Annotated in this window: 13 protein-coding genes; 11 read left to right on the top strand and 2 right to left on the bottom strand. The window is 29.0% G+C overall.

Annotated features, from left to right (window positions below):
* Window positions 1–210: 210 nt before the first annotated feature.
* The gene (locus tag IDG64_RS01610) at window positions 211–639 is read left to right on the top strand and encodes a hypothetical protein (protein WP_000198504.1); all 429 of its coding nucleotides are present in this window, start codon (window positions 211–213) and stop codon (window positions 637–639) included.
* 208 nt (window positions 640–847) lie between these two features.
* Here the strand turns inward: IDG64_RS01610 and IDG64_RS01605 are convergent, their stop codons facing one another.
* Window positions 848–1354: a GNAT family N-acetyltransferase gene (locus tag IDG64_RS01605; protein ID WP_000940129.1), complete on the bottom strand. Its 507-nt coding sequence runs from the start codon at window positions 1352–1354 to the stop codon at window positions 848–850.
* A 112-nt stretch (window positions 1355–1466) separates the two neighbouring features.
* Between IDG64_RS01605 and graX the strand changes: the two genes are divergently transcribed.
* The 7 genes from graX to IDG64_RS01570 all read left to right on the top strand — a co-directional run bounded on the left by graX (window position 1467) and on the right by IDG64_RS01570 (window position 9262).
* Entirely contained in the window at window positions 1467–2390 is a 924-nt protein-coding gene (graX, locus tag IDG64_RS01600) for an auxiliary protein GraX/ApsX (RefSeq protein WP_000802955.1), read from the top strand.
* 15 nt (window positions 2391–2405) lie between these two features.
* Window positions 2406–3080, top strand: coding sequence for a response regulator transcription factor GraR/ApsR (gene graR, locus IDG64_RS01595; protein WP_001166505.1), 675 nt, complete (start codon window positions 2406–2408; stop codon window positions 3078–3080).
* On the top strand, window positions 3073–4113 hold the full coding sequence (gene graS, locus IDG64_RS01590; RefSeq protein ID WP_001061247.1) for a histidine kinase GraS/ApsS: 1041 nt from the start codon (window positions 3073–3075) through the stop codon (window positions 4111–4113). The genes graR and graS overlap by 8 nt, the downstream gene beginning before the upstream one ends.
* Window positions 4114–4256: 143 nt before the next feature.
* Window positions 4257–5018 carry an ABC transporter ATP-binding protein VraF gene (gene vraF, locus IDG64_RS01585; protein ID WP_000985996.1) on the top strand — a complete coding sequence of 254 codons (762 nt, stop codon included), beginning with the start codon at window positions 4257–4259 and terminating at the stop codon, window positions 5016–5018.
* Complete coding sequence (gene vraG / locus IDG64_RS01580; RefSeq protein ID WP_000143623.1) at window positions 5008–6897, top strand: ABC transporter permease VraG; 1890 nt, start codon at window positions 5008–5010, stop codon at window positions 6895–6897. Before vraF ends, vraG begins: the two co-directional genes overlap by 11 nt.
* 724 nt (window positions 6898–7621) lie before the next feature.
* The gene (locus tag IDG64_RS01575; protein WP_000491755.1) at window positions 7622–8239 is read left to right on the top strand and encodes a DUF47 domain-containing protein; all 618 of its coding nucleotides are present in this window, start codon (window positions 7622–7624) and stop codon (window positions 8237–8239) included.
* Between the two features lie 15 nt (window positions 8240–8254).
* Complete coding sequence (locus IDG64_RS01570; protein ID WP_000120368.1) at window positions 8255–9262, top strand: inorganic phosphate transporter; 1008 nt, start codon at window positions 8255–8257, stop codon at window positions 9260–9262.
* A 587-nt stretch (window positions 9263–9849) separates the two neighbouring features.
* On the opposite strand, the gene IDG64_RS01565 is transcribed toward IDG64_RS01570, so the two are convergent.
* Complete coding sequence (locus IDG64_RS01565) at window positions 9850–10647, bottom strand: LysM peptidoglycan-binding domain-containing protein (RefSeq protein WP_000731644.1); 798 nt, start codon at window positions 10645–10647, stop codon at window positions 9850–9852.
* A 360-nt stretch (window positions 10648–11007) separates the two neighbouring features.
* Here IDG64_RS01565 and IDG64_RS01560 point away from each other — a divergent pair, with 360 nt between their 5' ends.
* The 3 genes from IDG64_RS01560 (at window position 11008) to sarX (ending at window position 15004) form a co-directional block, all read left to right on the top strand.
* A complete protein-coding gene (locus IDG64_RS01560) occupies window positions 11008–11652 on the top strand; it encodes a Bax inhibitor-1/YccA family protein (RefSeq protein ID WP_000081602.1) in 645 nt (214 codons plus the stop codon).
* Window positions 11653–12348: 696 nt separating this feature from the next.
* On the top strand, window positions 12349–14499 hold the full coding sequence (locus IDG64_RS01555) for a helix-turn-helix transcriptional regulator (protein ID WP_001129749.1): 2151 nt from the start codon (window positions 12349–12351) through the stop codon (window positions 14497–14499).
* Between the two features lie 145 nt (window positions 14500–14644).
* A complete protein-coding gene (gene sarX / locus IDG64_RS01550) occupies window positions 14645–15004 on the top strand; it encodes an HTH-type transcriptional regulator SarX (protein ID WP_001090985.1) in 360 nt (119 codons plus the stop codon).
* The last annotated feature ends 162 nt before the right edge of the window (window positions 15005–15166 follow it).

The following is a 15166-nucleotide window of genomic DNA, read 5'->3' as shown; positions in this document are numbered from 1 at the left end:
GTTCTTTATCATTTCTATCTCACCCTATTATGATGTGACATTTATTTTACAAACTAATTTGTTTTGAACCTGAAAATAACTTTTTACAACTAAATTGTCGAAAAACAGTGTGTACATGATATAATAAATTTATAAATTGAAAAGAATTCAAAAGAAAAATTAAAATATAGATTGAGCACGAAGTGATTTGAAATAAGGTTGTGAAAGGGAATGACAAGGTCAGCATTAAAACCATTTAAAAATAAACGCGTTATGGTTACTGGACGTATACAACGTGTTTTGTTTAAAAATTATTTAGATAGACATAGCACATTTAAGCCGAATGTAAGGATATTATTAAAAGATGTATTTGTTTCAGGTGTATCAATAGATCATTTATGGTTATATGAGACAAATAAATACTATGCATTGGCAATGGAACTTATTCATCAACGAGTAAAATTTAGTGCGAATGTTGTACCGTATTACAAAATAAATAGAAATAATAATTTATTCGTACAAGATTATGGAATTAAGCGTAAAGGTAGGTTAATTACTGAAGAAGCTTACAATCAAAACAATCAGTATCAGGATAAGATATATGAAAAATTACCGGATATAGATTTTAGACTCGAAGATTTTTATAGTAAGGAAAACTAAACAACATATATAAAGCACCACTAATCGTAGTTGATAGTTGATCAATTACACATTAGTGGTGCTTTATTTTGAATTTAAATTTGATAAATGAATAAGAGTATACGCATTCATTTAAGATTAGATGACATTGATAAGTATGAGTAATGTATTAGGTAACCATTAAATTCGTTGTTATGCGATTCTGATACAAGATTATGATAAAATAGCTTTAATTAAGAATTTTAGCCATCATATAGTCATCGTAATATTTACCATCGATAAATAACTTATCTTTTAAAACGCCTTCGATTTGAAAATCGGCACTTTTAAAAAGCTCGAGGGCAGGTTGGTTATTGAGTGGTACATTTGCTTCAATTCGGTGTATTTGATTGTTTAAACACCAAGCCATAATGGCATCAAGAAGTGCTTGGCCAATTCCACGATGTTGATATAATTTCTTTACACCTAAATCAATTTTAGCAACATGTTTAATGCGTTGAAATGGTGTCGTATTAACAAAGGCAAAGCCAACGAGTTGTTCATCACTTTCAGCAACAAAGATGACTTTATGTGGAGAAGTGATATATTCTTCTAATTGTTTACTAGCCGATGTGACGCTAGGATCATATTCTCCTGGTGTGTAGAACATATACGGAGATTCGTCGTATATTTTCGCTAACATTGAAATGAAATTTTCTACATCTTTGATACTAACTCTACGTATAATATGGGCCATAAAAAGCCTCCAGTATTTTGAAATTTTAAAACATTTGCTACTATTATAATATATATGTAACTAAAAGGTGGAGTAATATGTTTTTTGGTTACAGTTTAAAGGAGTATTTTAGATGAAACCTAAAGTTTTATTAGCAGGTGGAACAGGATATATTGGTAAGTATTTAAGTGAAGTGATTGAAAATGATGCTGAACTTTTTACTATATCAAAATATCCAGACAATAAAAAAACAGATGATGTTGAAATGACTTGGATTCAGTGTGATATATTTCATTACGAACAGGTTGTTGCAGCAATGAATCAAATAGATATTGCTGTATTCTTTATCGACCCAACAAAGAATTCTGCCAAAATAACACAATCATCAGCAAGAGATTTAACATTAATCGCAGCAGATAATTTTGGTCGAGCAGCGGCTATCAATCAAGTAAAAAAAGTAATCTACATACCTGGGAGTCGTTATGATAATGAAACAATTGAACGCCTAGGTGCATATGGCACACCTGTAGAAACAACAAATTTAGTTTTTAAACGTTCTTTAGTTAATGTAGAATTACAAGTTTCAAAGTATGATGATGTTAGATCAACGATGAAGGTAGTTTTACCAAAGGGATGGACATTAAAGAACGTTGTAAACCATTTTATTGCATGGATGGGTTACACTAAAGGAACTTTTGTGAAAACAGAAAAATCACATGATCAATTTAAGATATATATTAAGAATAAGGTGCGACCGCTCGCAGTATTTAAAATAGAAGAAACAGCTGACGGAATAATAACTTTAATTTTATTGAGTGGAAGTTTAGTGAAAAAATACACAGTTAATCAAGGGAAGTTAGAATTTAGATTAATCAAAGAGTCGGCAGTCGTTTATATACATCTATACGATTATATCCCTCGATTATTTTGGCCGATTTATTACTTTATACAAGCACCAATGCAAAAAATGATGATTCATGGCTTTGAAGTTGACTGCCGGATTAAAGATTTTCAAAGTCGATTAAAATCAGGAGAAAATATGAAATATACTAAATGATATTGGGTGATATGGATGCAAATACTACTAGTAGAAGATGACAATACTTTGTTTCAAGAATTGAAAAAAGAATTAGAACAATGGGATTTTAATGTTGCTGGTATTGAAGATTTCGGCAAAGTAATGGATACATTTGAAAGTTTTAATCCTGAAATTGTTATATTGGATGTTCAATTACCTAAATATGATGGGTTTTATTGGTGCAGAAAAATGAGAGAAGTTTCCAACGTACCAATATTATTTTTATCATCTCGTGATAATCCAATGGATCAAGTGATGAGTATGGAACTTGGCGCAGATGATTATATGCAAAAACCGTTCTATACCAATGTATTAATTGCTAAATTACAAGCGATTTATCGTCGTGTCTATGAGTTTACAGCTGAAGAAAAACGTACATTGACTTGGCAAGATGCTGTCGTTGATCTATCAAAAGATAGTATACAAAAAGGTGATCAGACGATTTTCCTGTCCAAAACAGAAATGATTATATTAGAAATTCTTATTACCAAAAAAAATCAAATCGTTTCGAGAGATACAATTATCACTGCATTATGGGATGATGAAGCATTTGTTAGTGATAATACGTTAACAGTAAATGTGAATCGTTTACGAAAAAAATTATCTGAAATAAGTATGGATAGTGCAATCGAAACAAAAGTAGGAAAAGGATATATGGCTCATGAATAATTTGAAATGGGTAGCTTATTTTTTGAAATCTCGCATGAACTGGATATTTTGGATATTGTTTTTAAACTTCCTTATGTTAGGCATTAGTCTAATCGATTATGATTTTCCAATAGACAGTTTATTTTATATTGTTTCTTTGAATTTAAGTTTAACAATGATTTTTCTTATATTGACATATTTTAAAGAAGTAAAATTATATAAGCATTTTGACAAAGATAAAGAAATAGAAGAAATTAAACATAAAGATTTAGCGGAAACGCCATTTCAACGTCATACAGTTGATTATTTATATCGTCAAATCTCAGCGCACAAAGAAAAGGTTGTTGAGCAACAGTTACAATTGAACATGCATGAACAAACCATTACAGAATTTGTGCACGACATAAAAACACCTGTGACAGCCATGAAATTATTAATTGATCAAGAAAAAAATCAAGAAAGAAAACAGGCATTACTATATGAATGGTCTCGTATAAACTCGATGCTGGATACACAGCTGTATATTACTAGATTAGAATCTCAACGCAAAGATATGTATTTTGATTACGTGTCACTTAAACGCATGGTCATTGACGAAATACAATTAACAAGACATATTAGTCAGGTTAAAGGTATTGGTTTTGATGTTGACTTTAAAGTGGATGATTATGTTTATACAGATATAAAATGGTGCCGTATGATTATTAGACAGATTTTGTCAAACGCATTGAAATATAGTGAGAATTTTAATATTGAAATTGGGACAGAATTAAATGATCAACATGTTTCGTTATATATTAAAGACTATGGCAGAGGTATTAGTAAAAAAGATATGCCGCGAATATTTGAACGAGGATTTACGTCAACGGCTAACAGAAATGAAACGACGTCTTCAGGTATGGGTCTATATTTAGTAAATAGTGTAAAGGATCAATTAGGTATTCACCTGCAAGTCACGTCGACTGTTGGTAAGGGGACAACTGTCAGATTGATTTTCCCATTACAAAATGAAATTGTTGAACGCATGTCGGAAGTGACAAATTTGTCATTTTAAACATGCGTTTTGTTACTTAGAATTGATACATCAATGCAGCTTCAACGTTATAATAAGATAGATGTTAGTCATATGTTAAATTGAAGATACAAGTGCCAAAGCCTAAAGGAAATGAAGTTAAGATAAATTATAGGAGTGTTAAAGTGGCAATTTTAGAAGTAAAACAATTAACAAAAATATATGGAACTAAAAAAATGGCACAAGAAGTGTTGCGAGATATCAATATGTCTATTGAAGAAGGCGAGTTTATTGCTATTATGGGTCCCTCTGGATCTGGGAAAACGACATTATTAAATGTTTTAAGTTCAATTGATTATATTTCACAAGGTTCTATTACATTAAAAGGAAAAAAATTAGAAAAGCTTTCAAACAAGGAATTATCTGATATACGCAAGCATGATATTGGTTTTATTTTTCAAGAGTATAATTTACTGCATACATTGACTGTTAAAGAAAACATAATGTTACCACTAACGGTTCAGAAGTTAGATAAAGAACATATGTTAAATCGTTATGAAAAAGTAGCAGAAGCATTAAATATATTGGATATTAGTGATAAATACCCTTCTGAATTGTCTGGTGGACAAAGACAACGAACATCTGCTGCAAGAGCGTTTATTACATTACCTTCTATTATATTTGCTGACGAACCAACAGGTGCACTGGATTCTAAAAGTACTCAAGATTTATTAAAACGATTAACAAGAATGAATGAAGCATTTAAGTCTACAATTATTATGGTAACGCATGATCCTGTTGCAGCAAGTTATGCCAATAGAGTAGTGATGCTAAAAGATGGTCAAATTTTCACTGAATTATACCAAGGGGATGACGATAAACATACCTTTTTCAAAGAAATAATACGTGTACAAAGTGTTTTAGGTGGCGTTAATTATGACCTTTAACGAGATAATATTTAAAAATTTCCGTCAAAATTTATCACATTATGCCATCTATCTTTTTTCATTAATTACGAGTGTAGTATTGTATTTTAGCTTTGTAGCATTAAAATACGCGCATAAACTAAACATGACAGAGTCATATCCAATTATAAAGGAAGGCTCACAAGTCGGAAGCTACTTTCTATTTTTCATCATAATTGCATTTTTGTTATATGCCAATGTGTTATTTATTAAACGACGAAGTTATGAGCTTGCATTATATCAAACATTAGGTTTATCTAAATTCAACATTATTTATATACTAATGCTCGAACAATTACTAATATTTATAATTACGGCAATATTAGGTATTATTATTGGTATTTTTGGTTCGAAACTGTTATTAATGATTGTCTTTACATTATTAGGAATTAAAGAAAAGGTTCCAATTATTTTTAGTTTGAGGGCGGTATTTGAAACATTAATGTTAATCGGTGTCGCTTATTTTTTAACATCTGCTCAAAATTTTATATTAGTGTTCAAACAATCTATTTCACAGATGTCAAAGAATAACCAGGTTAAAGAAACAAATCATAATAAAATTACATTTGAAGAGGTTGTTTTAGGCATCTTAGGTATAGTATTGATTACCACAGGATACTATCTATCTTTGAACATTGTTCAATATTATGATTCTATCGGTACACTTATGTTTATTTTATTGTCAACTGTGATTGGGGCATACTTATTTTTTAAAAGCTCTGTTTCTCTAGTTTTTAAAATGGTAAAGAAGTTTAGAAAAGGTGTTATAAGTGTAAATGATGTCATGTTCTCATCATCTATTATGTATCGTATTAAGAAAAATGCTTTTTCACTTACGGTCATGGCAATCATTTCAGCGATTACTGTTTCAGTTCTTTGCTTTGCTGCTATAAGTAGAGCGTCCTTATCAAGTGAAATAAAATATACTGCACCACACGACGTTACAATTAAAGACCAACAAAAAGCTAATCAGTTAGCAAGTGAATTAAACAATCAAAAAATTCCTCATTTTTATAATTATAAAGAAGTAATTCATACGAAATTGTATAAAGATAATTTATTTGATGTAAAAGCGAAAGAACCATACAATGTAACAATTACTAGTGATAAATACATCCCTAATACTGATTTGAAACGTGGGCAAGCTGATTTGTTTGTAGCGGAAGGTTCTATCAAAGATTTAGTGAAACATAAGAAGCATGGTAAGGCAATTATAGGAACGAAAAAACATCATGTTAATATTAAGTTACGTAAAGATATTAATAAAATCTATTTTATGACAGATGTTGATTTAGGTGGACCAACGTTTGTCTTAAATGACAAAGACTATCAAGAAATAAGAAAGTATACAAAGGCAAAGCATATCGTCTCTCAATTTGGATTCGATTTGAAACATAAAAAAGATGCTTTAGCATTAGAAAAAGCGAAAAATAAAGTTGATAAATCTATTGAAACAAGAAGTGAAGCGATAAGCTCAATATCAAGTTTAACCGGAATATTATTATTTGTAACATCATTTTTAGGTATTACATTCTTGATTGCTGTATGTTGCATTATATACATAAAGCAAATAGATGAAACCGAAGATGAGTTAGAGAATTATAGTATTTTGAGAAAGCTTGGATTTACACAAAAAGATATGGCAAGGGGACTAAAGTTTAAAATTATGTTTAATTTTGGGTTACCTTTAGTTATTGCACTATCACATGCATATTTTACATCATTAGCATATATGAAATTAATGGGTACAACGAATCAAATACCGGTTTTCATAGTAATGGGATTATACATTTGTATGTATGCTGTTTTTGCAGTGACGGCTTATAATCATTCCAAGCGAACAATTAGACATTCCATATAAAATATACAGATGGCTTTCAGTAGAGTAGTGGATTCGAATTCACGAACTATACTGGAAGCTTTTTATTATAAATGAAGAGAAGTTATATTTTTAGCATGTATAGTTGAATAATGGGTTAAAATACCATATTAATAATGAAGTAAAGGTATGAGTGATTATGAAAGTGTTTTGAATGAAATATATTTAATTGGTGATGCTTTTAATTGAAAAGATTAACAGGATTCAACTTTGTAAATTGTATTAAATGTGAGAAAATAAAAGTATATTCATTGAGAGATATATGAGTCAATGATCGTTTTAAACAAGATAAGTGTATTTTAATATGTAAAAGTTATGTAATAAATATTGTATCGTTGCAAATTTCCCAAATATATCCATTTACAATTTTTAGAGTTGTAAAGATAAAAAATTGCCTATACAATAACTTTTTCAAAACAAATGCCTACTACTATTTAAATTTTATGTAAAAGTTAAGTTTCGGAATTGTTAAAAATTTGTAAATTGAATTGTGGGATTGTAAATTTTGTGCTATTTTCATATAAGGACAAATACAGTAAATTGTTTACTGTGAGGCATTTTTGAAATTAATATCAGTACACTAAAATTATACTGACGATTGATAATAACAAATTTGTATCATTAGTTTGTAAATTCACTTGTCTTAATTTGAAACAAATTATAACTGAATGTGATTGGTGACAATCGCTTAAATGGAGGATTTTAAATGTTTAGTAAGAAAAAAGATAAGTTTATGGTTCAATTAGAAGAGATGGTTTTCAATCTGGATCGTGCTGCTATTGAATTCGGTAAAATGGATTTCAATACACATTTAGATTTAAAAGCATACTCAGACAACATTAAAACTTATGAGTCACATGGTGACGAATTGGTACATCAAGTAATTACTGATTTAAATCAAACATTTATCACACCAATTGAACGTGAAGATATTTTATCATTATGTGATGCAATTGATGATGTTTTAGATGCAATTGAAGAAACGGCAGCTATGTTTGAAATGTATTCAATCGAATACACAGATGAATATATGGCTGAGTTTGTTGATAACATTCAAAAAGCAGTTGCAGAAATGAAACTTGCTGTCGGCTTATTAGTCGATAAAAAATTATCACATATGCGTATTCATTCAATTAATATTAAAGAATTTGAAACAAACTGTGATGGTATTTTAAGACAGTCAATTAAACATATTTTCAATAGCGAAACAGATCCAATCACATTAATTAAAATAAAAGATATTTATGAAAGCATGGAAGAAATTGCTGATAAATGTCAAATCGTAGCAAATAATTTTGAAACTATTATTATGAAAAATAGCTAAGGGGAGTATATATTTATGTCATATATAATCATCGTCACTATAGCTGTAGTTATTTTCTCGCTGATATTTGACTTTATCAATGGATTCCATGATACAGCCAATGCAGTAGCTACTGCTGTATCTACTAGAGCGTTAACGCCTAAAACGGCAATTTTAATGGCAGCAGTGATGAACTTTATAGGTGCTTTAACATTTACGGGCGTTGCAGGCACCATTACTAAAGACATTGTCGATCCATTTAAATTGGAAAATGGATTAGTTGTTGTGTTAGCTGCAATACTTGCGGCTATTATTTGGAATTTAGCTACTTGGTTTTACGGAATTCCAAGTTCGTCTTCACATGCACTTATAGGTTCAATTGCGGGTGCAGCAATCGCATCTGAAGGCTCATTTGGAGTGTTACATTACCAAGGTTTCACAAAAATTATTATTGTATTAATCGTTTCACCGATAATCGCATTTTGTGTTGGTTTCTTGATGTATTCAATTTTTAAAGTTATCTTTAAAAATGCAAATTTAACAAGAGCGAATCGTAACTTTAGATTTTTCCAAATTTTCACAGCAGCGTTACAATCATTCTCTCACGGTACGAATGATGCGCAAAAGTCAATGGGTATTATTACGTTGGCATTAATTGTTGCTAATGTACAGAATGATGGCAGCGTTGAACCACAGTTATGGGTAAAATTTGCCTGTGCGACAGCAATGGGGCTTGGTACTGCAATTGGTGGCTGGAAAATTATCAAAACTGTAGGTGGTAATATTATGAAAATACGTCCAGCAAATGGTGCTGCGGCCGATTTATCATCTGCATTAACAATTTTTGTTGCATCATCGCTACATTTCCCATTATCAACAACTCACGTTGTGTCATCATCAATCTTAGGTGTTGGTGCTTCTAACCGAGCTAAAGGTGTAAAATGGAGTACTGCGCAACGAATGATTATTACATGGGTGATTACATTACCTATTTCAGCATTGTTAGCAGGTTTACTATTCTATATACTTAACTTATTTTTCTAATTGAAAATAAAACTAAACTGAACTTCAGTATCACAAACATATCGTGGTATTGAAGTTCAGTTTTTTATGTAAGTAGATAACATATTTTATAGAATTTACGTAGAATGACCAAGACAAAGCATTTTAATTAGGAGGCTAAGTTATAAATGTATTCCATGGAACATAAACAGTTAGGTCATTAAAATATAAGTAAGCGTAAAATAAGGATTTAATAGTTTATATTCTTCAATGAAGGAATAATTAAATTGTTATCAACTTGTTTAATTAACCTAAATTGTATTGGACTTTATTTAATATAAATTTGTATATGTAGACGAAAAAGCGTAAAATACTGGTATAACAAATTAAATCATTATATAGTCAACTTAGTTGCATTATTTTGATTTTTAATATATTATGCATTTAATTTAATCAAATAGGTAGGTTATTATTTTTTACCTAACTACCATTCATACAAAATATAAATAAGTATGATAGGGAAGGGTGAGATAATTTTTTGTACCAAAATGAAAATTTTTTTCAAAAATAAAAAACTAGCAATCTCACATGATGTGAATTGCTAGTATATATCAGTACAATTTATTTAATTAATGGATGAATGCATAGCTAGAAACTTCTGAAGCTGGAATTGTACGGTAGTTCATATTGTATGGACCATATGTGTAATTCATTTCAGAAATCAAGATACTACCATCACCATTGACACGTTCAACATAAGCAACATGACCATATGGACCAGGTGTGCTTTGCATAATTGAACCAACTGATGGTGTGTTGTTTACTTGGTAACCATCATTAGCTGCGTTACCAGCCCAATACTTAGCGTCTGACCAATATGTGCTAATTGGACTACCAGCTTGAGCACGACGGTCAAATACGTACCATGTACATTGACCAGCAGTGTATAAATTTTGGTGATTAAAAGATGATGCATTGCCATTGCTACCTGTTGTAGCTGTTGGTGTTGTACCACCTGATCCACCATTAGGAATTTGTAATGTTTGGTTAGGCATAATTAAATAACCACGTAAGTTATTGGCTGCCATTAATTGATCAACTGAAACACCATATCTGCTAGCAATGATATTTAATGATTCACCAGCTTGTACAGTATGAGATGATGCTGAACCTGCTTGTGGAGAAGTGTTTGACGTATTTTGTGCATCACTTCCACCTACTGAGATAACTTGACCAGGGAATACCAAGTTGTTATCTAATTGGTTATTTTGTTTAATACTCTCTACTGAAGTGTTGTATTTTTGAGCAATACTCCATAATGATTCACCAGATTGTACTGTATGTTGTGTAGAAGCTTGTGCATCATGATGCGTTAAAAATGCAGCTGCACCAGATGTTGCTGTTATTGCAAATGCTAATTTTTTCAAAGGGACTCCTCCTTAAAATTAAGTTTTACTACTTTTAAAAATTATTAAGACAATTTATATAGTAAATTAAGTTTTCGTTTTATATTACGATTTCCATATTATCAAAAATAAGTAGCTTTGTGTGGTTTGTTATTATCTTGTAATATTATTAACATTTTAGGATATCGGTTCATATTTTTATAAATGCTGATTTGATAGTGTATAAAAGCGTTTTAGTGATTTTAACTAATTATAAAAAATTATATTTTGTAACATTGTAAAATGTAAAATTACTATACTTATTAAAGGTTATTTCTTTTGATGAAGCAAAATTTACTGTAAAATTTGACGCATAAAACGACGGTAGAAGGAGGAATTATTTTGTCGCAAAATACAAATCATTCATATTATCATCAAAATCAGCATGCTCAATCAATAAGTAAAGTGTGGCTTTATTTTATGTATTATTGGATTATATTTGGCATAGGATGCTATCTAGGTCAGTTTTTACCATTAAGTTGGCGACAACCCTTGTCATTTGGATTACTGATTATTATTTTAGCAACACTTGTTTTTGAAAGAGCGAGACGGTTCGGTTTAATTATTTCACATATTTACGCTGTAGTGATCGGCTTATTGTCATACGCAACGTTTACCACGTATTTACAAAATTTAGGACCAGATATTTTCTATAAAAATATCGCATTAGCAATTTTTGCATTTATAGCATTTGGTATTATTGGTTATTTCTTCGTTGGAGATGCATCGAGTATAGGCAAATATTTATTCGTTACATTAATAACATTAATTATTGCGAGTCTAATTGGTATTTTTCTTCAAAATCCTATTTTTTACACTATTATTACCGTCGTTAGTCTGTTGTTATTTCTACTTTATACTTTGTATGATTTTAATCGTTTAAAAAGAGGTGACTATTCACCAAGAGAAATGGGATTTAATCTATTTATTAATTTGTTGAATATTATTAAGGATATACTTTATCTTGCTAATATGTTCAGAAGATAAACAGTTAAATTAATAAAGAAATTTGTATAAAGTTTTGGAATAATCAATAATGAATATCAACCTTAAACTGGAGCGATTGTCATAAGTTAGAAACTTAGACTGAGATTTTACTGATAAAGCAATAAAAATATATTACCTTAATTGTAAAGATATTATTAATCATTGAAATGATTAACTGCTATAGTTCTAAAGTAAACAAATCTTAGAAGATAAACTTTAAACAGGTGTACTTGCCTTTCTAATTACACTTTTATTAGAAAAGTAAAGTATAGCTACGTATTAATTTTAAAATCGAAACATTAATAGGAAGAAGTATAGATAATATAAACAATTTAATGTTAGTTTGAGCTCATCTCAAAAGTAGAATGTGATTTAAATAAGTGTTTATTTTTAAATTGAAAATGAATATATAACTAACAAAAGATAATAGTAATACGTTGTAGATGTGGTCATTTAAAATTATTTTGAAAATACTAAAAAGTAGTGTGTTTTCAATTGGATAGTTTAATTAAACTGACTACATCTATTTTTGTAATATTTAAATGATTGATATATAAGTTTAAAAATTAACCATTATATAGTTTTATTTATTTTTGATTTGGTATTCGTATTGTGTTAAATTTACGTTTAATTAAATAAGTTAAATATTATAGGGAATGATAAAAGTGGTACTTAAATATAGAAAGAGGTAAAGTTATGGCAAAATCATGCTTGCATATACTTACTAATAATGAATATGCGACAACGCGTTGCCAAGATGGCATAGTCTTATTTTGGCCAATTGACGGGGAAATCGAACTACAAAAATTTCGTAAAAGTAAAATAATTGAAGATGATATATATATTATTAATCATCTGGATGTATTTAGTATTAAGAATAATAAAAAAACGATCATGTTGTATTTGAGTAGCGATTGGTTTGCGGAATTAGGCTTTACTTTCTTTAATTACCACTATACAGCAAAGTTGATTAAATCATCCTATAATTTGAAATGTCTACTATTAAAATTGACCTATCGATACCTTGATAATCAGCCTCTTAATGACGCTGATATTAGAAAATTACAGGATATTATTAAAATCATTGCAAAAGAAGCAAGTATGGATAAAAAGATTGCACAAAATCAATATCGATATGCTTATTATGGTGATTTGCGTGATGAGCTCGAATATATTTATCAAAATGTAAATCAACGATTGACATTAAAAAGTGTCGCTGATAAATTATTTGTCTCAAAGTCAAATTTGTCATCACAATTCCACTTACTTATGGGCATGGGTTTTAAAAAATATATTGATACTTTGAAAATTGGTAAATCGATTGAAATTCTACTTACTACTGATAGTACTATTAGCAACATAAGTGAACATTTAGGTTTTAGTAGTAGCTCCACTTACTCTAAAATGTTTAAAAGTTATATGGATATAACACCGAATGAATATCGTAATTTATCAAAATATAATAAATGTTTAATGCTAAAGCCAGAACCACTAGTAGGCAAAATGGTGCAAGAAGTAAAAGAAATCATATTGAATTATATTGAACATTATAAAAACCACCTAACTGATGTTATACATATTGATGAAGACAAATTTGAAACACCTAAATTGTTTCAAACGGTTATTCAAATAAATACTTATACAGAAATGAAATTAGTTTTCTTAGAAGGAATCTTTAAAACCTTATTGAATAAGAACAGTCAAGTTGTCTTTTTCATCATGCCATCGATTCTAAAAAGTAAAAATACCATGTCCGAAGAAGAAAAATTCACAATCATTAAAACAATAATTGAAAGTGATCTAAAGATAGCATTTAATATAAATGATATTGAAACAACTTATTTTGTTGAAGAAGCTTTTATGAGTGTTTTCAGACAAATATCTCCAAACGAATTAAGTAATCATAATAATTACGAAGTGCATTTTGTTTTTGATTTATCATTGATGGAAATTAGAACAATTTATCGAATGATATTAAAATTACATAACATCATGTTGAATGTGAAATTAGGATTGAACATTACCTGTTTATTTGAAAAACCTTCAGTTTTTAAATCACTAGTATCACAAATAAAGCGACTTAAATTCGATTCGTTAATAATAGATAATGCAAATTTAAGTAGCCCTTATTTGATGGGGGAAAGTGATGAGTTACTATTGAAAAATATTTTGCATTTTAAAAATTTAAAACAAGTAATTAATGAATTGGATATTGAACAAGAAAAGCTTATTTTTCTAAATGTTGAAAATCATAAACTGCTTAATAATAAAGAACGAGATTTAAGTAATAGTGCTCCATTAATTTATAAGACATTAAGTGCGCTGTATCACAACTTTGATGGCTTTGGATTAAACATTTTTGATAATCATCATACATTTAATGCGATGCATCTATATGATAAAAATGGATTTAAAACAACACTAGGTCTTATATTGGAAAAATTTATCGAATATGTCTCGAAACCAAAATACGAAAACAGTTATTATTCTATTTTTGATATAGAGAATTATTATTGTCTTGTTATTTATGATTGGCGAGTGATAGAGAGCGAGACAATTATGAGTAATTTTGAGGATAGTCAAGTTTATATAAATTTTAAAAACAATGTTTTAAACGATAAATATCTAATTGTAATAGAAACATTGGACGAAAATAGTGGCAACATTAATCATTTGATTTCTAAAGAATTAAGAGATAAATATGAATGGAACCCTAGTTTACTATCTAAAATTGACAACTACCTTAAACCAGCAATAGAGATTAAAGAGCATAATTTTAGTGATAATTCTTTGAATATTAACGTTACTTTTAATGCGTTATACATAATTAAAATAGGAAAAAAATAACACCTTGATATGTATTGCAAAATTTAATTTGCATTTGTTGGTAATTTTGACAACGTATTAAAAACAAATGAGAAAGACAATGGCAAAAAAATTTAAGATAATAATGACAGAAGCATTGTCTTTATATATTTGGGGGTGCAACATTTTGAATACTGAGAAATTAGAAACATTGCTTGGCTTCTATAAACAATATAAAGCATTATCTGAATATATTGATAAAAAATATAAGTTGTCGCTAAATGATTTAGCAGTCTTAGATTTAACGATGAAGCATTGCAAAGATGAAAAAGTACTTATGCAATCATTTTTAAAAACTGCAATGGATGAGCTAGATTTAAGTAGGACAAAATTATTAGTTTCTATAAGAAGACTAATTGAAAAAGAAAGACTTAGTAAAGTTAGATCATCTAAAGATGAGCGTAAAATTTATATTTATTTAAATAATGATGATATATCTAAATTTAATGCTTTATTTGAAGATGTAGAACAATTTTTAAATATTTAATTGAAATTGAGTGTCGAAAGCATAGAATTTGCTTATCGGCACATTTTTAATTTATACATATTTTAAAACTAAGTAACAGTTTGAAGGAATCGTAGTTCAATAATGTTAATTGTGAAAATGTATATAAACATAAAAAAATCATGTATAATATATGTTGTTAAT

Source organism: Staphylococcus sp. EG-SA-15, from assembly GCF_017151895.1.
Classification (GTDB): domain Bacteria; phylum Bacillota; class Bacilli; order Staphylococcales; family Staphylococcaceae; genus Staphylococcus; species Staphylococcus aureus.
Note: the sequence above shows the minus strand (reverse complement) of the source record. Positions and strands in the feature narration are given on the sequence as shown.